The sequence below is a fragment of the Pseudomonas sp. FeS53a genome, from assembly GCF_000931385.1.
Classification (GTDB): domain Bacteria; phylum Pseudomonadota; class Gammaproteobacteria; order Pseudomonadales; family Pseudomonadaceae; genus Metapseudomonas; species Metapseudomonas otitidis.
The window spans coordinates 1-24,880 of the sequence record NZ_JYFT01000026.1 but is presented as its reverse complement, the minus strand read 5'-3'; the positions used below and the strand labels follow the sequence as shown (position 1 = coordinate 24,880).

23 protein-coding genes and 1 pseudogene are annotated in these 24,880 nt (G+C 69.0%); 14 read left to right on the top strand and 10 right to left on the bottom strand.

The genetic code is table 11. The annotated features are described in order from the left end of the window. The 4 genes from SZ55_RS07960 to SZ55_RS07945 all read left to right on the top strand — a co-directional run. The coding region (locus SZ55_RS07960; protein WP_044403867.1) for an HlyD family type I secretion periplasmic adaptor subunit at positions 1 to 1,205 on the top strand (1,205 nt) is incomplete at its 5' end. Beyond that, positions 1,205 to 2,548 carry a TolC family outer membrane protein gene (locus SZ55_RS07955; protein ID WP_044403864.1) on the top strand — a complete coding sequence of 448 codons (1,344 nt, stop codon included), beginning with the start codon at positions 1,205 to 1,207 and terminating at the stop codon, positions 2,546 to 2,548. The genes SZ55_RS07960 and SZ55_RS07955, both read left to right, overlap by 1 nt. A 501-nt stretch (positions 2,549 to 3,049) precedes the next feature. After that, complete coding sequence (locus SZ55_RS07950) at positions 3,050 to 3,643, top strand: biliverdin-producing heme oxygenase (protein ID WP_044403861.1); 594 nt, start codon at positions 3,050 to 3,052, stop codon at positions 3,641 to 3,643. Beyond that, positions 3,636 to 4,037 carry a YbaN family protein gene (locus SZ55_RS07945; RefSeq protein ID WP_044403858.1) on the top strand — a complete coding sequence of 134 codons (402 nt, stop codon included), beginning with the start codon at positions 3,636 to 3,638 and terminating at the stop codon, positions 4,035 to 4,037. The genes SZ55_RS07950 and SZ55_RS07945 overlap by 8 nt, the downstream gene beginning before the upstream one ends. Before the next feature lie 465 nt (positions 4,038 to 4,502). Here SZ55_RS07945 and SZ55_RS07940 read toward each other — a convergent pair whose 3' ends face one another. The 4 genes from SZ55_RS07940 to SZ55_RS07925 all read right to left on the bottom strand — a co-directional run bounded on the left by SZ55_RS07940 (position 4,503) and on the right by SZ55_RS07925 (position 7,992). Next, positions 4,503 to 5,273, bottom strand: coding sequence for a MetQ/NlpA family ABC transporter substrate-binding protein (locus SZ55_RS07940; protein ID WP_044403855.1), 771 nt, complete (start codon positions 5,271 to 5,273; stop codon positions 4,503 to 4,505). Positions 5,274 to 5,328: 55 nt separating this feature from the next. Continuing rightward, positions 5,329 to 5,994 (bottom strand): methionine ABC transporter permease, encoded by a 666-nt coding sequence (locus SZ55_RS07935; protein WP_044403853.1) that lies wholly within the window; start codon positions 5,992 to 5,994, stop codon positions 5,329 to 5,331. Further along, positions 5,994 to 7,001, bottom strand: a complete 1,008-nt coding sequence (locus SZ55_RS07930; RefSeq protein ID WP_044403850.1) for a methionine ABC transporter ATP-binding protein — start codon at positions 6,999 to 7,001, stop codon at positions 5,994 to 5,996. The genes SZ55_RS07935 and SZ55_RS07930 overlap by 1 nt, the downstream gene beginning before the upstream one ends. Before the next feature lie 178 nt (positions 7,002 to 7,179). Continuing rightward, positions 7,180 to 7,992 carry a hypothetical protein gene (locus SZ55_RS07925; protein ID WP_044403848.1) on the bottom strand — a complete coding sequence of 271 codons (813 nt, stop codon included), beginning with the start codon at positions 7,990 to 7,992 and terminating at the stop codon, positions 7,180 to 7,182. Between the two features lie 234 nt (positions 7,993 to 8,226). Between SZ55_RS07925 and SZ55_RS07920 the strand changes: the two genes are divergently transcribed. Then, positions 8,227 to 9,876, top strand: coding sequence for a GMC family oxidoreductase (locus SZ55_RS07920; RefSeq protein WP_044403845.1), 1,650 nt, complete (start codon positions 8,227 to 8,229; stop codon positions 9,874 to 9,876). On the opposite strand, the gene znuB is transcribed toward SZ55_RS07920, so the two are convergent. Genes znuB through SZ55_RS07905 form a run of 3 tightly spaced genes read right to left on the bottom strand, consistent with a single transcriptional unit; the run spans position 9,873 to position 11,954 of the window. Next, complete coding sequence (znuB, locus tag SZ55_RS07915; protein WP_044403842.1) at positions 9,873 to 10,658, bottom strand: zinc ABC transporter permease subunit ZnuB; 786 nt, start codon at positions 10,656 to 10,658, stop codon at positions 9,873 to 9,875. The two genes, SZ55_RS07920 and znuB, sit on opposite strands and share 4 nt — an antisense overlap. Then, entirely contained in the window at positions 10,651 to 11,457 is an 807-nt protein-coding gene (gene znuC, locus SZ55_RS07910; protein WP_044403875.1) for a zinc ABC transporter ATP-binding protein ZnuC, read from the bottom strand. Before znuC ends, znuB begins: the two co-directional genes overlap by 8 nt. Beyond that, on the bottom strand, positions 11,454 to 11,954 hold the full coding sequence (locus tag SZ55_RS07905) for a Fur family transcriptional regulator (protein WP_044403839.1): 501 nt from the start codon (positions 11,952 to 11,954) through the stop codon (positions 11,454 to 11,456). The genes znuC and SZ55_RS07905 overlap by 4 nt, the downstream gene beginning before the upstream one ends. Between SZ55_RS07905 and SZ55_RS07900 the strand changes: the two genes are divergently transcribed. The 3 genes from SZ55_RS07900 (at position 11,953) to SZ55_RS07890 (ending at position 15,918) form a co-directional block, all read left to right on the top strand. Continuing rightward, positions 11,953 to 12,936 (top strand): zinc ABC transporter substrate-binding protein ZnuA, encoded by a 984-nt coding sequence (locus SZ55_RS07900; RefSeq protein WP_082078169.1) that lies wholly within the window; start codon positions 11,953 to 11,955, stop codon positions 12,934 to 12,936. The two genes, SZ55_RS07905 and SZ55_RS07900, sit on opposite strands and share 2 nt — an antisense overlap. Positions 12,937 to 13,083: 147 nt before the next feature. Continuing rightward, the gene (locus tag SZ55_RS07895) at positions 13,084 to 15,219 is read left to right on the top strand and encodes an adenosylcobalamin-dependent ribonucleoside-diphosphate reductase (protein ID WP_044403833.1); all 2,136 of its coding nucleotides are present in this window, start codon (positions 13,084 to 13,086) and stop codon (positions 15,217 to 15,219) included. Between the two features lie 12 nt (positions 15,220 to 15,231). Beyond that, positions 15,232 to 15,918: a TSCPD domain-containing protein gene (locus tag SZ55_RS07890; RefSeq protein WP_044403830.1), complete on the top strand. Its 687-nt coding sequence runs from the start codon at positions 15,232 to 15,234 to the stop codon at positions 15,916 to 15,918. Between the two features lie 558 nt (positions 15,919 to 16,476). Here SZ55_RS07890 and SZ55_RS07885 read toward each other — a convergent pair. Together SZ55_RS07885 and SZ55_RS07880 are read right to left on the bottom strand one after the other, a co-directional pair. Next, on the bottom strand, positions 16,477 to 17,427 hold the full coding sequence (locus SZ55_RS07885) for a homoserine kinase (protein ID WP_044403827.1): 951 nt from the start codon (positions 17,425 to 17,427) through the stop codon (positions 16,477 to 16,479). 32 nt (positions 17,428 to 17,459) lie between these two features. Next, positions 17,460 to 17,744: a DUF2782 domain-containing protein gene (locus SZ55_RS07880; RefSeq protein ID WP_044403825.1), complete on the bottom strand. Its 285-nt coding sequence runs from the start codon at positions 17,742 to 17,744 to the stop codon at positions 17,460 to 17,462. Between the two features lie 77 nt (positions 17,745 to 17,821). Here SZ55_RS07880 and polA point away from each other — a divergent pair, with 77 nt between their 5' ends. Then, positions 17,822 to 20,572 (top strand): DNA polymerase I, encoded by a 2,751-nt coding sequence (gene polA / locus SZ55_RS07875; protein ID WP_044403823.1) that lies wholly within the window; start codon positions 17,822 to 17,824, stop codon positions 20,570 to 20,572. 248 nt (positions 20,573 to 20,820) lie between these two features. Here polA and yihA read toward each other — a convergent pair whose 3' ends face one another. Further along, complete coding sequence (gene yihA / locus SZ55_RS07870; protein ID WP_044403873.1) at positions 20,821 to 21,477, bottom strand: ribosome biogenesis GTP-binding protein YihA/YsxC; 657 nt, start codon at positions 21,475 to 21,477, stop codon at positions 20,821 to 20,823. 177 nt (positions 21,478 to 21,654) lie between these two features. On the opposite strand from yihA, the gene SZ55_RS07865 reads away from it, so the two are divergent. From SZ55_RS07865 to SZ55_RS07845, 5 genes and pseudogenes are all read left to right on the top strand, one after another. After that, a complete protein-coding gene (locus tag SZ55_RS07865; RefSeq protein WP_044403820.1) occupies positions 21,655 to 21,945 on the top strand; it encodes a c-type cytochrome in 291 nt (96 codons plus the stop codon). A gap of 54 nt (positions 21,946 to 21,999) precedes the next feature. Next, on the top strand, positions 22,000 to 22,605 hold the full coding sequence (locus SZ55_RS07860) for a c-type cytochrome (RefSeq protein ID WP_044403817.1): 606 nt from the start codon (positions 22,000 to 22,002) through the stop codon (positions 22,603 to 22,605). 151 nt (positions 22,606 to 22,756) lie between these two features. After that, positions 22,757 to 23,389 carry a thiol:disulfide interchange protein DsbA/DsbL gene (locus SZ55_RS07855; protein ID WP_044403814.1) on the top strand — a complete coding sequence of 211 codons (633 nt, stop codon included), beginning with the start codon at positions 22,757 to 22,759 and terminating at the stop codon, positions 23,387 to 23,389. Positions 23,390 to 23,408: 19 nt separating this feature from the next. Beyond that, positions 23,409 to 24,284, top strand: a complete 876-nt coding sequence (locus SZ55_RS07850; protein WP_139233606.1) for an endonuclease/exonuclease/phosphatase family protein — start codon at positions 23,409 to 23,411, stop codon at positions 24,282 to 24,284. Next, a pseudogene (locus SZ55_RS07845) lies at positions 24,281 to 24,880 on the top strand (GGDEF domain-containing protein); the annotation flags it as partial. The gene SZ55_RS07850 and the pseudogene SZ55_RS07845, both read left to right, overlap by 4 nt.

Here is a 24,880-nt window from a genome sequence, read left to right as displayed (position 1 = left end):
GGGCTGCCCTCGCCCCGCTGGACAAGGGCGTCGCCGTCAGCGGCAGCGTGGTGGTCGCCGGCCACCGCCAGGCCGTGCAGCACCCCACCGGCGGCGTGGTGGCGCGCCTGCTGGTGCACGACGGCGAGGCCGTGAGCGCCGGCCAGGTGCTGCTCACCCTCGACGCCACCCGCCCGCGCGCCGAACGCGACACCCTGCGCCAGCAATACCGCGACGCCCAGGCCGCCGCCGTGCGCCTGGCGGCCGAAACCGAAGGGCAGGCGCAGCTGCGCTTCCCGCCGAGCCTGCCGGCCGACGACCCCGACATGCAGGCCAGCCAGGCCCTGCACCAGCAGCTGTTCGCCAGCCGCCGCGAAGCCCAGCGCCTGCAACAGGCCGCCCTGCGCGAGGGGCTGGCCGGTGCCCGCGCCCACCTCGCCGGGCTGGAGAGCGCCCAGCGCTACCGCCGCGAGCAGCGCCAAGCCCTGCTGCAGCAGCTCCAGGGGCTGCGCGGCCTGGCGCAGGAGGGCTACATCCCGCGCAACCGCCTGCTGGAGAACGAACGCCTGCTGGCCCAGCTCGACGGGGAGCTGGGCGAAGCCGTCGGCGCCATCGGCCACGCCCGCCAGCAGGTGCAGGAGCTGGGCTGGCGCGAACGCCAGCAGGCCGAGGAGTACCGCCGCGACCTGCACCAGCAGCAGGTGGACAACCGCCTGCGCCTCGGTGAACTGACCAGCCGCCTGGCCAGCGCCGAGTTCGAACTGGCCCACACCGAGGTGCGCGCCCCGGTGGCCGGCACCCTGGTGGGGCTGGCGGTGTTCACCCCCGGCGGGGTCATCGCCCCCGGCCAGCAACTGATGGAGGTGGTGCCCCGCGATGCGCCGCTGCTGGTGGACGCCCGCGCCCCGGTGGAGCTGGTGGACCGCCTGCGCCCCGGCCTGCCGGTGGAGCTGCTGTTCGCCGCCTTCAACCAGAGCAGCACGCCCCGGGTGCCCGGCGAGCTGGTGCTGGTGTCCGCCGACCGCCTGCTCGACGAGCAGACCCGCGAGCCCTACTACCAGGTGCGCATCCGCGTCAGCGAGGACGGTGCCCGGCAACTGGCCGGCCTCGACATCCGCCCCGGCATGCCGGTGCAGGCCTTCGTCCGCACCGGCGAGCGCTCGCTGCTCAACTACCTGTTCAAGCCCCTGGCCGACCGCCTGCACCTGGCCCTGTCGGAGGACTGATGCGCGCCCTGCTCCCCGCCCTGCTGCTGGCGCTCGCCTGGCCGGCCAGCGCCCTCGACCTGCGCGACGCCTACGCCCTGGCCCTGCGCAACGACCCGACCCTGCAAGCCGCCCTGGCCGAGCGCGATGCCGGCCAGGAGGCCCGCGCCATTGGCCGGGCCGGGCTGCTGCCGACGCTGTCCTACAGCTACAGCAGCGCGCGTAATGACTCCGAGGTGACCCAGGCCAGCGTCCAGGGCAACGTCACCAGCCAGCGTGACTACCGCAGCCGCGCCTCCACCCTGACCCTGCAGCAGCCGCTGTTCGACTACGCCGCCTGGGCCGCCTACCGCCAGGGCGAGGCCGAGGCGCTGATGGCCGACGCGCGCTACCGCGGGCGCAGCCAGGAGCTGCTGGTGCGCCTGTTCAGTGCCTACAGCGAGGCGCTGTTCGCTCAGGACCAGATCGCCCTGGTCCAGGCCCAGCGCCGCGCCTATGCCGAGCAGCTGCAGCTCAACCAGCGGCTGTTCCAGGCCGGCGAAGGCACCCGCACCGACCTGCTGGAAACCGGCGCCCGCCTGGAGCTGGCCCGCGCCCAGGAAATCGAGGCTGTGGATAACCTCGACGCCGCCCTGCGCCAGCTACAGGCCATCGTCGGCGAGCCCCTGGCGGTTCAGGACCTCACCCCGCTGGCGGAGGACTTCACCCTGCAGCCGCTGCAACCGGCACGCTTCGAGACCTGGCGCGACCTCGCCCTGGCCGCCAACCCGGAGCTGGCCGCCCAGCGCCACGCCCTCGACCGGGCCCGCTACGCGGTGGAGCGCAACCGCGCCGGGCACCTGCCCACCGTCAGCGCCTACGCCAGCACCAGCAAGACCCGCTCCGGCTCCGAGAGCACCTACAACCAGGAATACGACACCGACAGCATCGGCCTGCAGATCAGCCTGCCGCTGTTCGCCGGGGGCGCCGTCAGCGCCTCCACCCGCCGCGCCGTGGCCGAGGTGGAGCAGGCCAGCCACAGCCTCGACGCGCAGACCGCCGAGACCCTCAACCAGCTGCGCCAGCAGTTCAACCTCTGCGCCAGCAGCGCCGCCAAGCTGCGCGCCTACGCCCTGGCGGTGGAGTCCGCCAGCACCCTGATCGAAGCGACCCGGCGCAGCGTGGCCGGGGGCGAGCGGGTCAACCTCGACGTGCTGGACGCCGAGCAGCAGCTCTACAGCGCCCGCCGCGACCTGGCCCAGGCGCGCTACGGCTACCTGCGCGCGTGGCTGCAGCTGCGGTATCTGGCGGGGCAACTGGTGCCGGGGGACCTGGAGGCGCTGGCGGGGTATTTCGAGGGGAGCAGGAGGACTCCCGAAGCCTGAGCGGAGCAGCTTCGGGAATGGGGCTCGGCTGCTTTTCGCGTTCTGCGGATGTTTTCCGTTTCGCCCTCCCGGGCGAGCCCCTTTTGGCAGTCGCCCCAAAAGGGGCCAAAAGGGCTTGCCCCTGCATACGGGTCCCGCTGCGCGGGACTTCCCTCGTTCCGTCGTTGCTCCAGGGGTACGCGCTGACGGGCCATCCATGGCCCGGCAGCGCTCTCGCGACATCCATGTCGCTCAACCCCTTCTACAACGACTCCACTCAGCCTCCTGAAGGGGCGATTCCGCCGCCCCACCCTCGAGGGCAAGCCACATACATCAATGTGGGCGTCACATCCTGGGTAGCACTTACCGGCTTCTCTGCGTTGGAATCAGCCCAGTCTTCGGCGGTGGTGTTCTGAAACTGGCAGCTGTCCAATTATTTTTACTGAGTCTCGTTCGCTAAAACGTCATGTGTGAAAGGCCCGGCGCTTCGCCTGGGCAGTTCACTCGAATCGAGACATCGCCATGACCGCATCCCAGCCGCAACTGTCCCATCCCCTGCGCTCCCAGCGCCTGAACCAGGTCACCCACGAGCCCCACAGCCGCCTGGACGCGCTGGTGAAGAGCCACGACCCGTTCGGCAAGCGTGAGCACTTCGCCCGCTTCGTCGCGGCGCAGTACCTGTTCCAGATGGACCTGGCCGGGCTGTACGCCGACGCCAGCCTGGGCCAGCTGTTCGAGGACCTGCCGGCCCGTGCCCGTCACGAGCAGGCCAAGGCCGACCTGGCGGACCTGGGCCATCCGTTGCCGGCGGTCGAGGGCGAGGCGCCCACCGTCGGGCTGAGCCTGGGCGCGGCGCTGGGCTGGCTGTTCGTCTCCGAGGGTTCCAAGCTCGGCGCGGCGTTCCTCTACAAGCGTGCCGAGGGCCTGGGCCTCTCCGACACCTTCGGCGCCCGCCACCTGGGCGAGCCAGCCGGCGGCCGCGCCCAGGGCTGGAAGGCCTTCGTCGCCACCCTCGACGGCCTGGCCCTGGACGCCGAGCAGGAGCGCCTGGCCGAGGCTGCCGCCATCGCGGCGTTCAACCGCTTCACCGACCACCTGGAACGCTGCTTTGCCTGATACCCCCGCCCCCACACCTGGCCGTCTGCGCTGGCTGTGGGTGGCCCTGGCCTACCTGGCCATCGGCCTGGCGTTGCTGGGCGTGGTGCTGCCGGGGCTGCCCACCACCGAGTTCGTGCTGCTGGCGGCCTGGGCCGCCTCCCGCGGCTCGCCGCGCCTCAGCGCCTGGCTGGAGAACCACCGCCTGCTGGGCCCACCGCTGCGCAACTGGCGCCGTGGCGGGGTGATCACCCGCCGCACCAAGCTGGCGGCCAGCGTCAGCATGAGCCTGGGGCTGACGCTGATGGCCTGCACCGTGTCGCACACGCCGTCGGTGGTCATGGCCGGAGTGGGGATGGCGTTCGGGGCCGCGTGGATCTGGTCGCGGCCGGAGCGGGTGGTCGCATCGCAGTGATGCCAACTGCTTGAGGTATTCGAGCCCAGCTCGTTATCGCGTGTGCTGATGCGTTCTGTTTCGCCTTCCCAGGCGAGTCACTTTTCTCAATCGCCCAGAAAAGTAACCAAAAGGGCTCGCCCCTGCATCCGGGTCCCGCTTCGCGGGACTCCCCTCGCTCCGTCGCTGCTACGGGGGCCGGCGCGATGGGCCATCCCTGGCCTGGCGCGCCTCTCGCGGCATCCATGCCGCTCGTCCCCCTGCGCAACGACTGCGCTCGGCCTCCTGAAGGGGCAGTGTCCCCGCCTCCCCTTGGTCGCCTGACACGACGTCAGCGTGCGCTTCGGATCTGCACCACTCTGCCCTCCAAGAGGAGTGCCGGGAGCGCGTGGCTGCAGGGTTCTCAGGGGGTGGCAACCGAGGAACGGCGGCACAGCCACAAAAAAGCCCGCTCGATGAGCGGGCTTCTTCATGACCGGGAAGCGATCAGAACGCCGGTACCACGGCGCCCTTGTACTTCTCCTCGATGAACTTCTTCACCTCGGGGCTGTGCAGGGCCTTGGCCAGCTTCTGCATGTCGGCGCTGTCCTTGTTGTCCGCACGGGACACCAGGATGTTCACGTAGGGCGAGTCGCTGCCTTCGATGGCCAGGGCGTCCTTGGTGGGGTTCAGCTTGGCTTCCAGGGCGTAGTTGGTGTTGATCAGGGCCAGGTCGACCTGGGTCAGCACGCGCGGCAGGGTGGCCGCTTCCAGTTCACGCACCTTGATGCCCTTGGGGTTCTCGGCGATGTCCTTGGGGGTGGCGGTGATGCCGGCCTCGGGCTTGAGGGTGATCACGCCGGCCTTGGCCAGCAGCAGCAGGGCACGGCCGCCGTTGGTGGCGTCGTTGGGGATGACCACCGAGGCGCCCTGGGGCAGTTCGTCGAGCTTCTTGATCTTGCTGGAGTAGGCGCCGAAGGGCTCGATGTGCACGCCGGCGACGCTCACCAGCTGGGTGCCCTTGGACTTGTTGAACTCATCCAGGTACGGCTGGTGCTGGAAGAAGTTGGCGTCCAGGCGCTTCTCGGCTACCTGCACGTTGGGCTGCACGTAGTCGGTGAAGACCTTGATCTTCAGGTCCACGCCTTCCTTGGCCAGCTGGGGCTTGATGAATTCGAGGATCTCCGCGTGGGGCACCGGGGTGGCGGCCACGGTCAGGGTGTCGGCCTGGGCGGAGAAGGCGGCGAAGGCGGCAGCGGCCACCAGCAGTTTTTTCATGGAACGCTCCTTATGGGAATGCGAGGGCCGGGTCGGGTGGACGCCGGCCATCCTTTCATTTGCGGGAGAAATGCACCACCAGCTTGTCGCCGACGGTCTGCAGGATCTGCACCAGCACCAGCAGCAGGACCACGGTGACCACCATCACGTCGGTCTGGAAGCGCTGGTAGCCGAAGCGGATGGCCAGGTCGCCGAGGCCGCCCGCGCCCACCACGCCGGCCATGGCGGTGTAGGACACCAGGGTGATGGCGGTGACGGTGATGGCGGCGATGATGCCCGGCCGGGCTTCCGGCAGCAGGGCGTTGACCACGATCTGCCGGGTGGTGGCGCCCATGGCCTGGGTGGCCTCGATGATGCCGCGGTCCACTTCGCGCAGGGCGGTTTCCACCAGGCGGGCGAAGAACGGCGTGGCGCCCACCACCAGCGGCGGGATGGCGCCGGCGACACCCAGGGAGGTGCCGGTGATGAGGACGGTGAAGGGGATCATCACGATCAGCAGGATGATGAACGGCAGCGAGCGCAGCACGTTCACCACCAGCGACAGCAGGCTGTAGACGGCGCGGTTCTCGAACAGCTGGCGCGGGCTGGTGAGGAACAGCAGCACGCCCAGCGGCAGGCCCAGCAGGACGGTGAACAGCAGCGAGCCGCCCAGCATCATGAGGGTGTCGAGGCTGGCCAGCCAGATTTCGTACCAGTCGATGTTGGCGATGAGTTCGTTCATCAGCGCAGGACCTCCAGGTGAACGTCCGCTTCACGGAAGCAGGCCAGCGCGGCCTCGATGTCGCCGCCGGTGAGGGCCAGGGTCAGCTGGCCGTAGGGGGTGTCCTTGATGCGGTCGATGCGCCCGGCCAGGATGCTGAAGTCCACCCCGGTCTGGCGGGCGACGGTGCCCAGCAGCGGGGCGTAGGTGGCTTCGCCCTGGAAGGTCAGGCGCAGGATGCGGCCTTGGACGTGGGCGAAGTCCTCGCGCTGCTCGCCTTCGTCCACCTGCTCGTCCTCCTGGACGAAGCGCTGGGTGGTGGGGTGCTGCGGGTGCAGGAAGACGTCGGCCACCGGGCCCTGCTCGACGATGACGCCGGCGTCCATCACCGCGACGCGGTCGCACACGCGGCGGATCACGTCCATCTCGTGGGTGATGAGGACGATGGTCAGGTTCAGCTCGCGGTTGATCTCCGCCAGCAGCTGCAGGACCTGGCCGGTGGTCTGCGGGTCGAGGGCGCTGGTGGCCTCGTCGCAGAGCAGGATCTTCGGCCGGGTGGCGAGGGCGCGGGCGATGCCGACGCGCTGCTTCTGCCCGCCGGAAAGCTGGGCGGGGTACTTGCGGGCGTGGGCGGCGAGGCCGACCCGGGCCAGCAGTTCCTCGACGCGCTGCTCGATCTCGGCGCGGGACAGCTCGCCGGCCAGCTTCAGCGGCAGGGCGACGTTGTCGGCGACGGTCTTGGAGGACAGCAGGTTGAAGTGCTGGAAGATCATGCCGACGCGCTGGCGGAAGCGCCGCAGGCCTTCGGCGTCGAGGGCGGTGATGTCTTCGCCGTCGATGACGATGCGCCCGCCGCTGGGCTCTTCCAGGCGGTTGATCAGTCGCAGCAGAGTGCTCTTGCCGGCACCGGAATGGCCGATCAGGCCGAACACTTCGCCTTGGGCCACGCTCAGGTCGGTCGGTCGCAGCGCGGGGATGTCGCGGCCTTCGACTCGATACGCCTTGTGGACGTCATGGAATTCGATCACGTAGGGAAACCTTGTGGGGCTCTCGGGGGCCCGATGGGGCCTAAAAAGCCGCGTAGTCTACCGCTTCGCGGGGTGTGGCCGAAAATCTTTGTCGGCCTAGGGGTATAGCCACTTGGAATAACGCGGGGGCGAAAGCGGGGTTTTGCGGCCCGGCCCGCGAGGGGGCCGGGCGCGGGGATCAGCGTGCGGGGTTCAGTTGCAGGCGCGGGGTCTGGCTGGGGTCGATGCTGTGGGCCAGGCGCAGCTTGTAGGCGGGGTCRAGCTTCTTCACCCGGGCCTGGAGCAGGGCCACCACCCAGGGGTACTGCTTGGCTTCGCGCACATGCAGGYGCACGTCGCAGTYGAAGGCGACCACGTCGGCGGCCACTGCGTCGAGCAGGCTGCGCAGGCGCTCGTTGTCGTCGTTGTCCAGCATCGGCAGGGCCACGTCGTTGGCGACGCGGCGCACCGGGCGCGCGGGGGCGGCGGGCTTCTCCTCCACCGGCTGGGCCTGGGGCGCCGGGGTGGCGGCCTGGCGCTGGGCGGCGAGCTGCTGCTGGCGCGCCTGCTCGGCACGGGCGGCGGCTTCACGGGCGKCGGCCAATTGGGCCGCACGCTCGCTTTCGCTGGCTCGGGCGTGGGCGATGGCGCCGTCCAGGCCGGTGGTCAGCGCCGGGGCCTGGGGCATCAGGCTGCGGGCATGGCTGAGGGCGGTGGTGGCGCTATTGAGGTCACCCTGCTGCAGGGCGGCCTGGCCCTTCTTCAGCCAGGCTTCGGAGAGCTGGCGCTGGTACTGCTCGAGGCGGGTGTCGCCGGCGGCGCTGGTCTGCAAGGCCTTGAGCTGGGTCTCGGCCTCGGCGAGCTGGCCGTTGGCCAGGGTCAGGTCGAGCTGGCGGAAACGGGTGACCAGTTCATCGGCGGGGATGACGGTGTCCTGGGGTTTGCTCTGGCACGCGGCTAACAGCAGGGAAATCGCGATAACGGGAAGGTATCGGGTTGCGAACGGCTTCATTCCTGCGATTCTCGGTTTGTTCAAAAAACGCGCAATTCTACACGGCGCGACCGGGCAGGACAAAAGTGTAGGCGCGGGCCTGCCCTCAGCGTGCTATCAGACCCGTTGCCTGGCCTGGCGTTCGCCGGCCGTCGGGAAAATCAGCCGAGGCGGGTCCGACCTTTCCGGCCGATCGGGCCGGCGGCCTGCTAGGCTCGGCCCTGCCCGACAAAACGACAATAAGAGGAAGGCCCCATGGACCTCGAACCCCTCCCTTACGACTACCTGATCGTCGGCGCCGGCCCGGCCGGCTGCCTGCTGGCCAACCGGCTGTCGGCCGACCCGGCCTGTCGCGTGCTGCTGCTGGAAGCCGGCGGGCGCGACAACCACCCGTGGATCCACATTCCCGTGGGCTACCTGTTCTGCATCGGCAACCCGCGCACCGACTGGTGCCTGCGCACCGAGGCCGAGCCGGGGCTGAACGGCCGTTCCCTGGGCTACCCGCGCGGGCGGGTGCTGGGGGGCAGCTCGTCGATCAACGGGATGATCTACATGCGCGGCCAGGCGGCGGACTATGACCACTGGGCGGCGCTGGGCAACCCCGGCTGGGGCTGGGACGAGGTGCTGCCGCTGTTCAAGCACTGCGAGGACCACTTCGGCGGCGCGTCGGTGCACCATGGCGCCGGGGGCGAGTGGCGGGTGGAGCGGCAGCGCTTGTCCTGGGCGCTGCTGGAGGCCTTCCGCGCTGCCGCCGGGGAGACCGGCATCGCCCCGGTGGATGACTTCAACACCGGTGACAACGAGGGCTGTGGCTACTTCCAGGTGAACCAGCGCGGCGGCGTGCGCTGGAACGCCTCCAAGGCCTACCTGCGGCCGGTGCTGGGCCGGCCGAACCTGCGGGTGCTGACCGATGTGGAGGTGGAGCGGGTGGTGCTCGAAGAGGGCCGCGCCTGTGGCGTGGTGGCGCGCTGGCGGGGCGACCTGTGCAGCTTCGCCGCGCGGGAGGTGGTCCTCGCGGCGGGGGCCATCGGTTCGCCGACGCTGCTGCAGCGCTCGGGGATCGGCCCGCGCCCGCTGCTGGAGCGCCTCGGCATCGGCGTGCGGCACGAGTTGCCGGGGGTGGGCGGCAACCTGCAGGACCACCTGCAGCTGCGGCTGATCTACAAGGTCAGCGGCGTGCCGACCCTCAACCAGATGGCCGGCAGCCTGTGGGGCAAGGCCGGCATGGGCCTGCGCTACCTGCTCAGCCGCAGCGGCCCGCTGGCCATGGCGCCGAGCCAGCTGGGCGCCTTCGCCCGCTCCGGCCCGGAGCAGCAACGGGCGAACCTGGAGTACCACGTGCAGCCGCTGTCCCTGGAGCGCTTCGGCGAGCCGCTGCACCCCTTCCCCGCCTTCACCGCCTCGGTGTGCAACCTGCGTCCGGCCAGCCGGGGCCGGGTGGACATCCGCGCCGCCGAGGCCAGTGCCGCACCGCTGATCCAGCCCAACTACCTGAGCGAGGAGGAAGACCTGCGGGTGGCCGCCGACGCCATCCGCCTGACCCGGCGCATCGCCGCCGCCCCGGCACTGGCGCCCTACCGGCCGGAGGAGTACCTGCCGGGCCCGGCGTTGCAGAGCGAGGCGGAGCTGCGCCAGGCGGCGGGCGACATCGGCACCACCATCTTCCACCCGGTGGGCACCTGCCGCATGGGCGCGGACCGCGAGGCAGTGGTGGACGCGCGCCTGCGGGTGCACGGGGTGCCGGGGCTGCGGGTGGTGGATGCGTCGATCATGCCGACCATCGTCTCGGGCAACACTTGCTCGCCGACGCTGATGATCGCCGAGAAGGCGGCGCGGATGATCCTCGAGGATCGCCGCTCAAGCGTCCGCCAGCCCGCGCGCAGCGAGCCGGCGACGGTCGGCTAGGTGCGGCGCGGGGCGGCGAAGCTGAGCAGGAACAGCGCCGCCGCCGAGACCACGATGGACGGGCCGGCGGGGGTGTCCTTGAACCAGGACAGCGCCAGGCCGGCGCACACCGCCACCAGGCCCAGCAGGCTGGCGCCGACGGCCATCTGCTCGGGAGTGCGGGCGTGGCGCTGGGCAGCGGCGGCAGGAATGATCAGCAGCGAGGTGATCAGCAGCACGCCGACGATCTTCATGGCCACGGCGATCACCACGGCGATCAGCAGCATCAGCGCCAGGCGGATGGCGGTGACCGGCAGACCCTCCACCCGCGCCAGCTCCTCGTGCACGGTGATGGCCAGCAGCGGCCGCCACAGCGGCACCAGCAGGCCCAGCACCAGGGCGCTGCCGCCGAGGATCCAGGCGAGGTCGGTGGGGCTCACCGCCAGCAGGTCGCCGAACAGGTAGCCCATCAGGTCCACCCGCACTTCGCTCATGAAGCTCAGGGCCACCAGGCCGAGGGACAGGGTGCTGTGGGCGAGGATGCCCAGCAGGGTGTCCGAGGCCAGCGGCTGGCGCTGCTGGAGGGTCACCAGCAGCACCGCCAGCAGCACGCAGCCGACGGTCACCGCCAGGGTTGGGCTGATGTCGAGCATCAGGCCCAGGGCCACACCCAGCAGGGCGGCGTGGGATAGGGTGTCGCCGAAGTAGGCCATGCGCCGCCACACCACGAAGGAGCCGAGCGGGCCTGCCACCAGGGCCAGCGCAAGGCCAGCGAGCAGGGCGTTGACGAGGAAATCAGCCATGGTTGCAGTCGGGGCCGTGCTTGTGAACGGGAGTGAAGCGGGTGCCGGCGGGGAAGCCGGGACGCTCGATCACTTCGCCGTGGAGGTCGTGTTCGTGGTCGTGGTGATGGTGGTAGACGGCCAGGCTCTGGGCGTCCTTGCCGAACAGCTCGACGAAGGCCGGGTCGAAGCTGACCTGCTCGGGGTGGCCGGAGCAGCACACGTGGCGGTTCAGGCACACCACCTGGTCGGTGGTGCTCATCACCAGGTGCAGGTCGTGGGAGACCATCAGCACGCCGCAGCCGAGGCGGTCGCGCAGCTGGGTGATGAGGCGGTACAGCTCGGCCTGGCCGGCGACGTCGACGCCCTGCACGGGTTCGTCCAGCACCAGCAGCTCGGGCTCGCGCAGCAGGGCGCGGGCCAGCAGCACGCGCTGCAACTCGCCGCCGGAAACGGTCTGCAGCGGGCTGTCGATCACCTGGGGAGCGCCCACTTCGCTGAGGGCGGCGAGCGCCGCGGCGCGGTCGACCCCCGGCACCAGCCGCAGGAAGCGCAGCACGGTGAGCGGCAGGGTGGCATCCACCTGGAGCTTCTGCGGCATGTAGCCGATGCGCAGGCGCGGCTTGCGCCAGACGCTGCCGCGCTGGGGCTGCAGCAGGCCGAGCACGGTGCGCACCAGGGTGGTCTTGCCGGCGCCGTTGGGGCCGATCAGGGTGACGATCTCGCCGGGGCGCAGGGTCAGCCCCACGTCCTGCAGCACCGCCTGGCCGGCGAAGGTGACGCCGACGCCCTCCAGGCGGATCAGCGCGTCCTGGCTCATGCCTTGCCCCGGCAGGTGGCGCACAGGCCGACCACTTCCACGGTCTGCCCTTCCACGGCGAAGCCGACGGCCTGGGCGCTGGCGACGATGGCGTCGCTGATGGCCGACTGTTCCAGCTCGATGGCGGTCTGGCACTGGCGGCAGATCAGGAACTGGCCCTGGTGGGCTTCGCCGGGGTGGTTGCAGCCGACGAAGGCGTTGAGCGAGGCGATGCGGTGCACCAGGCCGTTCTCCAGGAGGAACTCCAGGGCGCGGTACACCGTGGGCGGCGCGGCGCGGCGGCCGTCTTCCTCGGTCAGTACGCCGAGGATGTCGTAGGCGCCCAGGGGCTTGTGGCTGGCCCAGACCAGCTCCAGCACGCGCTTGCGCAGGGCGGTCAGGCGCAGGCCGTCGCGGGCGCAGAGGGCTTCGGCCTCGGCCAGCGCATCCCGCACGCAGTGGGAGTGATCGTGGGGGCGGCAGGCCAGGGGGGCTTGGGTCTTGATCGGCTTGAGCATGGCGGCGACGTTGAGTCAAAGAGACGTTATTCTATTACGCCTTTGTGTCGGAGTCCTCCCCGTGTCGCGTCTCGTCCTGCTCGCCCTCCTTGCCTGCCTGGCGCTGCCGGCCGGCGCCGACGTCCGTGTGCTGACCAGCATCAAGCCGCTGCAGCTGATCGCCGCTGCCGTTCAGGACGGTGTGGGTGAGCCCGAGGTGCTGCTGCCGCCCGGGGCCTCGCCGCACCAGTACGCGCTGCGGCCGTCCGACGTACGGCGGGTGCGTGAGGTGCCGCTGCTGTATTGGGTCGGCCCGGACCTGGAAGGCTTCCTGCCCAAGGTGATCGCCGGGCGCAGCGCGCCGGCCGTGGCGGTGCAGGACCTGCCGGGCATGCAGCTGCGCCATTTCGAGGCCCTCGGCCACGATGAGCATGAGCATGAGCACGAGGACGCCCACGAGCACGACCATGACCACCGCCCCGGCTCCCTGGACGCCCACCTCTGGCTGCTGCCGGCCAACGCCCGGGTGATCGCTGCCCGCATGGCGGCGGACCTGTCGGCGGCGGACCCGGTCAACGCGGCGCGCTACCAGGCCAACCTGAAGGCCTTCGGCGAGCGCCTGGACCAGCTCGATGTGCGCCTCAAGGCCCGCATGGCGGCCGTCAGCGGCAAGCCGTTCTTCGTCTTCCACGAGGCCTTCGACTACTTCGAGAGCGCCTACGGCCTGCGTCACGCCGGGGTGTTCAGCGTGGCGGCCGAGGTACAGCCGGGTGCCCGCCACGTGGCGGCGATGCGCGAGCGCCTGCGGGCGGCCGGCCCCAGCTGCGTGTTCAGCGAGCCGCCGGTGCGCCCGCGCCTGGCCGAGACCCTGACCCAGGGCCTGCCGGTGCGCCTGGCCGAGCTGGATGCACTGGGCATGCAGGTGCCGGTGGCCGCAGGTGGCTACGAGCGCCTGCTGGACGACCTGGCCCAGGGCCTGGCGGGGTGCCTGGAGGCGCTTTGAGGCGCCCCGGGCCACTTATCCACAGCGCGTAGCCTGCGCGCGCCCACAAGCCACACCATCGGTCGAGTCGCGACGACTTTTCTTGGGTCGACGGTCTAACTTCCTCCCGGGACATCTCTGCCCCGGCGACAGGAGGCTCCGACCCCTATGACCCGCACCGGCTCCCCCGCGAAGACCCGCCTGCCGCTGCCCTTGCAGGCGGCTTCCGAAGACATCTGGGACAGCAAGTACCGCCTGCGCCGGCGCGACGGTACGCCGCTGGACGACACCCCGGACCACAGCCTGCAACGGGTGGCCCAGGCCCTGGCCGAGGTGGAGCCGAAGGACGTCGAGCACTGGTACGAGCGCTTCCTCTGGGCCCTGCGCCAGGGGGCGCTGCCGGCCGGGCGCATCCTCTCCAACGCCGGTGCCCAGGCCCACAAGCCGGCCACCTCGACCATCAACTGCACCGTCTCGGGGGTGATCCATGACGCCATGGACGACATCCTCGGCAAGGTCCACGAAGCCGGCATGACCCTCAAGGCCGGCTGTGGCATCGGCTATGAGTTCAGCACCCTGCGCCCCCGGGGCGCCTTCGTTTCCGGTGCCGGGGCGCACACCAGCGGGCCGCTGTCGTTCATGGACGTGTATGACCGCATGTGCTTCACCGTCAGCTCCGCCGGGGGCCGGCGTGGGGCGCAGATGGCCACCTTCGACATCGCCCACCCGGACGTGCGCGAGTTCATCCGCGCCAAGCGCGAGGACGGCCGCCTGCGCCAGTTCAACCTCAGCCTGCTGGTGACCGATGCCTTCATGCAGGCCGTGGAGCAGGACGCCGAGTGGCCGCTGGTGTTTCCCCTGCATGCCCGCGAGCTGGACGAGGTGGACCTGGACGACCCGGCTCAGGTGCTCTGGCGCGACTGGCCGATCCACGCGGGCTACCAGGTGCGGGAGGACGGCCGGGTGGCCTGCCGCATCTACGGCCGGCTCAAGGCGCGGCACCTGTGGGACATGGTGATGGCCTCCACCTACGACTACGCCGAGCCGGGCTTCATCCTCATCGACCGGGTCAACGCGCTGAACAACAACTGGTGGTGCGAGGCGATCCGTGCCACCAACCCCTGCGGCGAGCAGCCGTTGCCGCCCTACGGTTCCTGCCTGCTGGGCTCGATCGACCTGACCCGCTTCGTCGACGACCCGTTCACCGACCAGGCGCGGTTCGACTGGGAGCGCTTCCGCGAGGTGGTGAAGGTCTTCACCCGCCTGCTGGACAACGTGGTGGAGATCAACGGCCTGCCCCTGGCGCAGCAGCGCGAGGAGATCACCGGCAAGCGCCGCCATGGCATGGGCTTCCTCGGGTTGGGGTCGGCGCTCGCCCTGCTCGGCCTGCGCTATGGCAGCCCGGAATCCTGCGTGTTCACCGAGGAAGTGGCCCGCGAGATGGCCCTGGTGGGCTGGCAGGCAGCCCTCGACCTGGCGAAGGAGAAAGGCCCGGCACCGCTGCTGGCGCAGCGCTTCACGGTGACCGAGGCGATGCTCCGGCAGCGCCCGGAGATGGCTGCCGACGGCTACAAGGTGGGTGACTCGGTGCCCGGCAGCGTGCTGCATGCGCGTTACTCGCGCTACATGCAGCGCATCGCCGAGCACGCGCCGGAGCTGGTGGCGCAACTGGCCGAGGTGGGTGCGCGCTTCACCCACCACAGCTCCATCGCCCCCACCGGCACCATCAGCCTGAGCCTGGGCAACAACGCCTCCAACGGCATCGAGCCGAGCTTCGCCCACGTCTATTCGCGCAACCTGATCCGCCCCGGGCGCAAGACCAAGCAGAAGGTCGAGGTGGTCAGCTACGAGCTGCTGGCCTACCGCGCCCTGGTGGACCCGCAGGCGGCGCCCGGGGCCGATTCGGCGGGCCATGGCCTGCCCGAGTGGTTCGTCACCGCCGAGGACATCACCCCCGCCCAGCACGTGGACATCCAGGCGGCGGCGCAGAAGTGGGTCGACTCCTCCATCTCCAAGACCGCCAACGTGCCCACCGACTACCCCTTCGAGGCCTTCAAGGACATCTACCTCTACGCCTGGCGCCAGGGCCTGAAGGGCTGCACCACCTTCCGCTTCAACCCGGCGGCCTTCCAGGGTGTGCTGGTGAAGGACGCGGACCTGGAGAAGACCCGCTACCGCTTCGAACTGGAGGACGGCAGCGTGGTGGAGCTGAAGGGCAACGAGGAGGTGGAGTACGACGGCGAGGTGCATACGGCGGCGAACCTGTACGAGGCCCTCAAGGAGGGCTACTACGGGCGTTACTGAGCGGAGGCGGCGATGAGCGTGAAGATCAACCAGCGGATCAAGGGTTTCCAGGTGGTGGACGTGGAGGCCGAGCGCGCCCGCCGCGCCGCCGAGGAAGCGGCCGCCGTGGTGCAGATGGACGAGACCCTGCAGCGCCCGGAAACCCTGGTGGGGGCGACCTACAAGATCAAGTCGCCTCTGTCGGAGCACGCGCTGTACGTGACCATCAACGACATCGTCCTCAACCCCGGCACGCCCCACGAGCAGCGCCGGCCCTTCGAGATCTTCATCAACTCCAAGGGCATGGAGCACTTCCAATGGATCGTCGCCCTCACCCGCATCATGTCGGCGGTGTTCCGCAAGGGCGGCGACTGCACCTTCCTGGTGGAGGAGCTGAGCGCGGTGTTCGACCCCCGTGGCGGCTACCTCAAGCGCGGCGGGCTGTACATGCCCTCCCTGGTGGCCGAGATCGGCGCCGTGCTGGAACGCCACCTGGTGGCCATCGGCCTGATGCAGGGCCCCCAGCCCGACCCGGAGCAGCAGCGCTTCCTCGCCGAAAAGCGCGCCGCCTACGAAGCCAGCCTCGGCACCACCACCGCCGAACCCGGCGAAGGCTTCCCCCCCGGCGCCCAGCTCTGTGGCAAGTGCAACACCCAGGCCGTCGTCCGTATGGACGGCTGCGCCACCTGCCTCAACTGCGGGCACTCGAAATGTGGGTGAGCCGGGGTTTTCGCAACGCATGCGTTGCGCCGGCGAACGACCGGCCATGGATGGCCGGGCCGGGGCTGAGCTTGGGCAGCGGAGTACCGACAGGGATGTCTGCGCCTGAGTGGATCTTCATGCCAGACAAGCATGCGTTTTGAAGGGCGAACGACCGGCCATGGATGGCCGGGCCGGGGTTGAGCTTGGGCAGCGGAGCAGCGACAGGGATGTCTGCGCCTGAGTGGATCTTCACGCCAGACAAGCGTGTGTTTTGAAGGGCGAACGACCGGCCGTGTATGGCCCGGGATGGGGTTGAGCTTGGGCAGCGGAGTACCGACAGGGATGTCTGCGCCTCAGTGGACCTTCACGCCAGACGAGCATGCGTGTCCCGGCGAGCACCACCAAAATCGTTATGCATGAGCGTCGACACCTCGCCATCCCTGGGCTGAAGCCCAGGCTACGGTTTGCGGTGTGCCCGAGCTCGCGCAGCAGGGATATCTGCGTCAAGGCACGGCTTCAGGCCGCCGACAGGCACCCGCGTGGGCTGAAGCCCACCCTACGGGGCGCAGAGGCGCCCTAGAGGGCAAAGGGCAGCGGCAGCTCCACCACCTGGCGATGGGCCAGGCGGCGCTGGAATTCGGCGGGGTCGTGGATCAGCACGTCCTGGCCGGCGAAGGCCTCGGCGGCGATCAAGCGCGACAGCCAGAAGCGCACGCAGGCGACGCGCAGCAGCGTCGGCCAGAGTTCGGCCTCGGCGGCGGTGAAGGGGCGCAGGGCAACGTAGGCGCCGAGCAGGGCGCGGGCGCGGGCCTCGTCGAGCTGGCCGTCGTCGTCGGAGCACCAGTCGTTGAGGGTGATGGCCAGGTCGTAGAGCATCGGGCCGGAGCAGGCGTTGTAGAAGTCGATCACCCCCGCCAGGTGCGGGCCGTCGAACAGGGCGTTGTCGCGGAACAGGTCGGCGTGCAGGTTGGCCCGTGGCAGGGCCTGGATGCGGGGCTTGAGGCGTTCGATCTCGGCCAGGGCCTGCTCCAGCAGCGGGCGGGCCTGGGCGTCGAGGCGCTCGGCCTGGTGCGGGCCTTCGCTGAGCATCCAGTCGAGCCCGCGGTCGCTCTTGCGTTCGATGGGCTGGTCGCGGGTGGCCAGGTGGATGCGCGCCAGCAGCGTGCCGACTTCGCCGCAGTGGTGCGGGTTGGGTTCGCGCAGGTGGCGCCCGGCGAGGCGCGGCTGCAGCAGCGCGGGCTTGCCGGCGAGGCTGCGCAGGGCCTGGCCGTCTTCGCTGCGCAGGGCGTAGGGCACCGGCAGGCCGGCGCTGTGGAGCACGTCCAGCAGTTCGATGAAGAACGGCAGGTCGGCCACCGGGCCTCGTTCCACCAGGGTCAGGACGTATTCACCCCGCTCCAGACTGACGAAGAAGTTGCTGTTCTCCGAACCTTCGGCGATGCCCTTGAAGTCCCGGAGCCGGCCCAGCCCGTAGGGGGCGAGGAAGGTTTCGAGTTCGGGGCGCTGCAGCGGGGTGAAAACGGACATTCGACTACCTTGTTACGGCCACCGTGGCGGCCTTACCAGCTGAAGATCTCCCACTGCGGGATCAGCATGTCGGGGTTGTCCGACCGGATGAAGTTGCTGTCGCCGTCAGCGCGGACCAGGAAGTAGGGTTTGCCACCCTTGGGGGTGACCTTGATCGCATAGAGGAAGCCGTTCACACGGTATTCCTGGATGGTCTTGTCGCCGTCCTGGCGGATGGTGACGTCGGGTTCCGGCGAGGGTGCCTCGTCGTCGGCGAAGACACTCACCGGCAGGAGGGCCAGCAGACCGGCGAGCAACAGGCGGTTGAAAGCGCGCATGGTGGTAACCTTGTCCCTTATCGTCAATGACCGGGCCATTCTACTGCGGGTCCGGTGAATAAAGGTTGAATTCACGCATGAGCCAAGCCCCTCTCGTCCTCGTCGACGGTTCCTCCTACCTGTACCGCGCCTTCCATGCCCTGCCGCCGCTGATGACTTCGGCGGGCCTGCCCACCGGTGCGGTCAAGGGTGTGCTGAACATGCTCAAGAGCCTGCGCAAGCAGTACCCGGACAGCCCGTTCGCGGTGGTCTTCGACGCCAAGGGCGGGACCTTCCGCGATGCGATGTTCGCCGAGTACAAGGCCAACCGGCCGTCCATGCCGGACGAGCTGCGGGTACAGGTGGAGCCGCTGCACGCAACGGTGCGGGCCCTGGGCCTGCCGCTGCTGTGCGTGGAGGGCGTGGAGGCCGATGACGTGATCGGCACCCTGGCCCGGCAAAGCGCGGCGGGCGGGCGCCAGGTGGTGATCTCCACCGGCGACAAGGACATGGCGCAGTTGGTCGATCCGCACATTACGCTGGTCAACACCATGACCGGTAGCACGCTGGACATCGATGGCGTGAAAGAGAAATTCGGCGTCGGTCCTGAGCTGATCATCGATTACCTGGCCCTGATGGGCGACAAGGTCGACAACATCCCCGGCGTGCCCGGCGTGGGCGAAAAGACCGCCCTGGGCCTGCTCACCGGCGTGGGCGGCGGGCTCGATGTGCTCTACGCCAGCCTGGACAAGGTGCCCGAGCTGCCGATCCGCGGTGCCAAGGGGCTGCCGGCCAAGCTGCTGGAGCACAAGGACATGGCCTACCTGTCCTACCAGCTCGCCACCATCAAGTGCGACGTGGAGCTGAACGTCGAGATCGATGCCCTGCACCCCGGCGAGCCGGACCGCGAGGCCCTGGCCGAGCTGTACCGCACCCTGGAGTTCAAGAGCTGGCTGGATGACCTGCAGCGCCAGGCCAAGTCGGACGGCGAACAACTGGCCCTGCTGGATGCCCCCGCGGAGCCGGCCGTCGAGACGCGCTATGAAACCGTGCTGGAGCAGGCGCAGTTCGACGCCTGGCTGAAGAAGCTGGAGGCGGCGCCGCTGATCGCTTTCGACACCGAGACCACCAGCCTTGACGCCCAGCAGGCGCAGGTGGTGGGGGTGTCCTTCGCCGTGGAAGCCGGCGAGGCCGCCTACGTGCCCTTGGCCCACAGTTACATGGGCGTGCCCGCGCAGCTGGACCGCGACGCGGTGCTGCAGGCCCTGAAGCCGCTGCTGGAAGACCCGGCCAAGGCCAAGGTCGGCCAGCACGCCAAGTACGACATGAACGTCCTGGCCAACGCCTCGACGCCCATCACCGTCCAGGGCATCGCCTTCGACACCATGCTCGAGTCCTATGTGCTGGACTCCACGGCCACCCGCCACGACATGGACAGCCTGGCCCTGAAATACCTGGGCCACAGCACCATCCGCTTCGAGGACATCGCCGGCAAGGGCGCCAAGCAGCTGACCTTCGACCAGATCGCCCTGGAGCAGGCCGGCCCCTACGCCGCCGAGGACGCCGACGTGACCCTGCGCCTGCACCAGGCGCTGTGGCAGAAGCTGGAGGCTGTCCCGTCCCTGGTCACGGTGCTGAAGGACATCGAGATGCCGCTGGTGCCGGTGCTGGCGCGCATCGAACGCAACGGTGCGCTGGTGGACGGCAAGCTGCTGGGCCAGCAGAGCCTGGAACTGGGCGAGAAGATGGTGGCCCTGGAGCGCCAGGCCTACGAGCTGGCCGGGCAGGAATTCAACCTGGGTTCGCCCAAGCAGCTTGGCGCCATCCTCTACGAGAAGCTCGGCCTGCCGGTGCTGGCCAAGACCGCCACCGGCCAGCCCTCCACCGCCGAGAACGTGCTGGCGGACCTGGCCGAGCAGGACTTCGAGCTGCCCAAGGTGATCATGCAGTACCGCTCCCTGAGCAAGCTCAAGAGCACCTACACCGACAAGCTGCCGGAGCAGATCAACCCGCGCACCGGGCGCATCCACACCTCCTACCACCAGGCGGTGGCGGCCACCGGGCGCCTGTCCTCCAGCGATCCGAACCTGCAGAACATCCCGATCCGCACGGCCGAAGGGCGGCGCATCCGCCAGGCCTTCGTCGCACCCAAGGGCTACAAGCTGCTGGCGGCGGACTATTCGCAGATCGAGCTGCGCATCATGGCCCACCTGGCCAAGGACGAAGGCCTGCTGGACGCCTTCCGTCATGACCGCGACGTGCACCGGGCGACGGCGGCGGAAGTCTTCGGCGTCGAGCTGGACCAGGTCAGCAATGACCAGCGCCGCAGCGCCAAGGCCATCAACTTCGGCCTCATCTACGGCATGAGCGCCTTCGGCCTGGCCAAGCAGATCGGCGTCGACCGCAAGCAGTCCCAGGCGTACATCGACCGCTACTTCGCCCGCTACCCCGGTGTGCTTGCCTACATGGAGCGCACCCGTGAGCAGGCGGCTGCCCAGGGCTTCGTCGAGACGCTGTTCGGGCGCCGGCTCTACCTGCCGGAAATCCACTCGAAGAACCAGGCCATGCGCAAGGGCGCCGAGCGCACCGCGATCAACGCGCCGATGCAGGGCACGGCGGCGGACATCATGAAGCGCGCCATGGTGGCAGTGGATGCCTGGCTGCAGGAGAGCGGCCTGGATGCGCGCGTCATCCTCCAGGTGCACGACGAACTGGTGCTGGAGGTGCGCGAGGACCTGGTGGACACCGTGTGCGCCGCCATCCGTCCGCTCATGAGCGATGCCGCCGAGCTGGATGTGCCGCTGGTGGTGGAAGTCGGGGTGGGCGACAACTGGGACGAGGCGCACTGAGTGCGCCCATCGGCTTAGCGCTGTTTCGCATAAGGGGCAGCGCTGACCGAAGGAATAATTTCTGACGCAGCGGTGAACTTTTGTGAAGCATGCCCGGTCAGAGACTGGGAATGGCTGGTGAAGCCTTCGATGCTCCTTTTGCTGTGTTTAGTGTTGGCAGATATCTGAACCCCGCCCTAGCGGTTCAGACTTGAACCCCGGAACTTCCCCCTCCCCATACGAAGTCCGGGGTTTTTTTTGCCTGCGATTCAGGCGTCGGATGCGTCGCTGCCGCCTTCCTCGAATTCCTCGCCCAGCTGCAGCCAGCGGGCCAGCACGGCCTGGGCCTCTTCCACGCCCTGGCGCTTGGGTGCGGAGAACAGCTGGATGCTCACGTCATCGCCCCAGCCCTTGCGGATTTCCTGGCGCACCTTCAGCAGCGCGTTCTTCGAGGCGCCATAGGCCAGCTTGTCGGCCTTGGTCAGGAGGATGTGCAGCGGCATGTGGCCGGCGCTGGACCAGTCCAGCATCAGGCGGTCGAAGTCGGTGAGCGGGTGGCGGATGTCCATCATCAGCACCAGGCCGACCAGGCTCTCGCGGCTGCTCAGGTAGGCCTCCAGGTGGTGCTGCCAATGCTGCTTGAGAGGGATCGGCACCTTGGCGTAGCCGTAGCCGGGCAGGTCCACCAGGCGGCGGTCCTCGTCCAGGGAGAAGAAGTTGAGCAGCTGGGTGCGGCCCGGGGTCTTCGAGGTACGCGCCAGGTTGGCGTGGGTCAGGGTGTTCAGCGCGCTGGACTTGCCGGCGTTGGAGCGGCCGGCGAAGGCGACCTCCAGGCCCTGGTCGGGCGGGCACTGGTCCACCTTGGTGGCACTGATGAGGAAGCGGGCCTGCTGGCACAGGCCGATGATCGGATTCTTGAATGACATGAAGGAGTCCACAGGGTGCGACCTGGTGTCGCAGAGGGCGGTTTCGTTTCCGTTTGGGCAGCGCCAGTATATAATGCCGCAGATTTAGTGTGCGCTTTATCCCCCAGGGTACAAGGGCCACGGGAACGACCAGGGCACTGCAGAAAGCCCGGCGAAGCCCCTCTGATGAGGTTGATCATGAAGAAGATGGTATTCGTCGCAAGCCTTGCGGCGCTGGCCTTTGGCGCTCAGGCTGCTCAGGATCCGGAAGCCGTTTTCAACCGGACCTGCGGGGCCTGCCACAATGGTCAACTGCCTATGGCGCCCAAGAAGGGCGACAAGGCGGCCTGGGAGCCGCGACTGGCCAAGGGCACTGATGCTCTGGTTCAGAGCGTCACCAATGGTTTGAACGCCATGCCTCCCCGAGGCTTGTGCATGGACTGCAGTGCCGAAGACTACAAAGCGGTCATCCAGTGGATGAGCCAATAACGAAGGTAGTCGGGCGCTAGATTCTTTCACCCTTAGCCGTAATTGGATTAGCTGATGAACAAAGTACTCGTGAGTCTGCTGTTGACCCTGGGCATCACCGGTCTGGCCCACGCCGCAGGCGACGCCAAGGCCGGCCAGGCCAAAACCGCCGTATGCGGCGCTTGCCACGGTCCGGACGGCAACAGCCTTGCCCCGAACTTCCCCAAACTCGCCGGCCAGGGCGAGCGCTACCTGCTCAAGCAGCTGCATGACATCAAGGACGGCAAGCGCCAGGTGCTGGAAATGACCGGCCTGCTGACCAACCTCAGCGACCAGGACCTGCAGGACATCGCCGCCTACTTCTCCAGCCAGTCCGGCAGCGTCGGCGCCGCCGATCCCAAGCTGGTGGCCCGTGGCGAAGCCCTGTTCCGTGGCGGCAAGCTGGAAGAAGGCATGCCCGCCTGCACCGGCTGCCACTCCCCGAACGGCGCCGGCAACGCCGCTGCCGGCTTCCCGCACCTGGGTGGCCAGCATGCCCAGTACGTGGCCAAGCAGCTGACCGATTTCCGCGAAGGCAACCGCACCAACGACGGCGACAACATGATCATGCGCGCCATCGCCGCCAAGCTGAGCAACAAGGACATCGAAGCCGTTTCCAGCTATATCCAGGGTCTGCACTAAGCTTTCCCGAGCGGTAGTAAACGGTAAATGAAAGGGTGGCTATGGCCACCCTTTTTCATTGGCAGCCTCGCTACAATGCGGAACCCGCCCAGCGGCCCCCGGTCGAAGCTGGGCCCGTCGCAGAACCCCACGATCCGTCTAGGAGCCAAGCATGCGTAACCTGATCCTTTCCGCCGTACTCGCCAGCGCGAGCCTGTTCGGCATGACCGCCGCCCACGCCGAAGACATCCAGGCGGGCAAGCAGTATGTCGAGCTGAGCAGCCCGGTGCCGGTCTCCAAGCCCGGCAAGATCGAGGTGGTGGAGTTGTTCTGGTACGGCTGCCCGCACTGCTACCAATTCGAACCGACCGTCAACGCCTGGTCCGAGAAGCTCCCGGAAGACGTCAACTTCGTGCGCGTTCCCGCCATGTTCGGCGGCCTGTGGAACGTCCACGGCCAGCTGTTCATCACCCTCGAGAGCATGGGTGTGGAGCACAGCGTGCACAAAGCCGTGTTCGACGCCATCCACAAGGAAGGCAACAAGCTCGCCACCAAGGAAGCCATGGCTGATTTCCTCGCCGTCCACGGTGTCGACAAGGAAGCCTTCCTCAAGGCCTTCGACTCCTTCGGCGTGAAGAGCCAGATGGAGAAAGCCAAGAAGCTGGCCGTCGCCTACCAGATCTCCGGCGTACCGACCCTCATCGTCAACGGCAAGTACCGCTTCGACATCGGCTCCTCCGGTGGCCTGGAGCAGACCACTGCCGTCGCCGACTACCTGATCGCCAAGGAGCGTGCCGCGAAGTAAGCGGCACCGGGGCAGGCCCATGCTGCGCCGCTGGAGCAACGATCGCACCGCTGGCCTGCGCACCGCGCAGGTCAACCCTCATTGCGACGCCAGCGGCTTGCCCGAAGACGGCCGGCTGCGCCTGCTCAGCTTCAACATCCAGGTCGGCATCAACACCGGCCACTACCGCCACTACCTCACTCGCGGCTGGCAGCACCTCCTGCCCCATGCCGGGAGAGCCGGCAACCTCCAGCGCATCGGCGCCCTCCTGGGTGACTTCGACCTCGTCGCCCTGCAGGAAGTGGACGGCGGCAGCCTGCGCTCCGGCTACGTCAACCAGGTCGAACACCTGGCCCAGCTCGGTGCCTTCCCCTACTGGTACCAGCAGCTCAACCGCAACCTCGGGCGCCTGGCGCAGCACAGCAACGGCCTGCTCAGCCGCCTGCAGCCCACCCAGCTGGAAGACCACCCCCTGCCCGGCCCGCCCGGTCGCGGCGCCATCCTCATGCGCTTCGGCGAAGGCGATGACGCCCTGGTGGTGGTCATGATGCACCTCGCCCTCGGCACCAAGGCCCGCACCCGCCAGCTCGCCTACATCCGCGAGCTGATCGGCAACTACCGCCACCAGGTGCTCATGGGCGACATGAACACCCACGCCACCGACCTGCTGCACCACTCGCCCCTGCGTGACCTCGGGCTGCTGGCACCGCAGGTCGAGGCCACCTTCCCGAGCTGGCGCCCCCAGCGCTGCCTCGACCACATCCTGCTCAGCCCCAGCCTCACCCTGGAGCGCGTGCAGGTGCTCAGCCAACCCATCTCCGACCACCTGCCGGTGGCCGTGGACATCCGTCTGCCCGCCTCCCTGCGCGGCGACGCACTCCCGGCCAGGCTCGACCCTTCCGGATCCGCACCATGAGCGACGACGGCCAGCGCTGGAAAGCCAAGTACCTGGAAAGCCTGGAAGAGCAGGAAAAGCTCGAACGCCTCTGGGAGGCGCGCCTCGACCTGCTGCGCCGGGGCCTGGTGCGCAGTTCCCTGGCCGCCGAAGGCACCGACAAGGCGGTGGACGCCTGCATGCAGGAGCTGCGGGAGATCATCCGTGGCGACAAGATCGACGCCGGCCTGTCCGCCCTCATCCCCCGGCTGGAAAAGGCCGTGCTCGACTCCGAGCAGCGCCGCCAGCAACGCATCCAGCAGAACGTCGGCGCCCTGGGTGGCCTGGCCAACCAGTTGCTCAAGCTCGACGTCCCGCGGGACGTGCGCAAATCCCTCAAGCAGTTCGCCAAGCGCCTCGACGAGCGCGCCGGCAGCTCCCGCGAGATGCCGGCCCTGCTCAGCGAACTGAGCGAGCTGCAGAACCGCGCCCTCGAAGTGCTGACCGGCGACGCCCCGCCGCCGCGTCCCGGCCTGTTGCAGCGGCTGTTCGGCAACGGCGAGGGCGGGGTCGACGAGGCCCAGCCCGGCGCGCCGGATGCCCCCGTGGCCAGCGCCCCGGCCGCGCCTGCCCCGGTG